The organism is Candidatus Regiella insecticola LSR1, assembly GCF_000143625.1.
Lineage (GTDB): Bacteria > Pseudomonadota > Gammaproteobacteria > Enterobacterales > Enterobacteriaceae > Regiella > Regiella insecticola.
Window position 1 is genome coordinate 1 of the sequence record NZ_GL379735.1, and the last position, 969, is coordinate 969.

The 969-nt window shown below is 38.1% G+C and carries 1 protein-coding gene; it reads right to left on the bottom strand.

Going from position 1 to position 969, the window contains the following annotated elements; genetic code table 11:
- Positions 1–71: 71 nt before the first annotated feature.
- Complete coding sequence (locus REG_RS10205; protein WP_006705571.1) at positions 72–392, bottom strand: DUF1090 domain-containing protein; 321 nt, start codon at positions 390–392, stop codon at positions 72–74.
- Positions 393–969: the final 577 nt, after the last annotated feature.

The window sequence follows — 969 nt, forward strand, 5'->3', positions numbered from 1 at the left end:
CTACGAAGCGAAGGGGTATATTATAGCTTCGCTAAGGCGCTTTTGAATGAGTGCTTAGCTCTTCTTCTGCCTTACTTTGCCTTACTTAATTTTTTCCGTTTTTTGAGTATATTATCAGTATCACCCGTTTTTTCAGCAACAGCTAATTGATGTTGCCGTTCTATTACCTTTTGCTTTTTTTGAGTAATTTTCTGCTGTTGCTTAGCTACCAAGCTTGATTTATTACAGTGCGCTGTTATTTCTTTTTGGGCAGTTATCAACCCAGTGACACGGTGAGTATTGTTGCTTTTTTTGGCATAGTCGATCTGCCTCTGTATATCATTTATTTTGCTTTCACAACTATCCGCCATTGCGGCATGTGTAAACACATAAACATAAAAAATACAGACCATATCGGCAGTAAAGAAGGACGTATTAACATAATGGTTTTATCCTGATTCGAATAGGGCTCTATACTATTATCTAGACAATCTAGATTATCTATCAAAGCAAAGGAGCACATTCAACAATCGTTCAAACCTAAGCGTAGCGTTAAATACAGCAATACCCCAAATTAACTTGGCGTATTTTTATGCAAAAGTTAAAGGGAGATATTGCAACATCCGTCAATTAATTTCATTTTAAAACCTGTTAAAAGTCTTTTTTAACGATACTAATAAAAGGAAAAATAAGAAAGTCAATAGACCTCTTTGGAAACCGTAGCGAGTGATGCGAAGTCAAGGCGCCCGGCGCACAGCAACCTTCGTTAACATAAAGTACATGAGGATTGCGCGCACTGGACAACGCAGGATCCGTATCACGCAGTAGGTTTCCGAAGAGGTCTAATGAACATTTTCAAGCCCCTTTTGACAGGTATTAGCGAGCATAAAAAATTTCGAACAGGCTCTTAGATTGGCTTGGTACAATATCATAGCCTATAGGTAAAATACTCTGCATGACTTCCATTGCTTGTTGCTGATATTCTGTGGA

Coding starts and splice junctions, on each gene's coding strand:
- REG_RS10205 (WP_006705571.1), bottom strand. CDS start 392: ATGGTCTGTATTTTTTATGTTTATGTGTTTACACATGCCGCAATGGCG.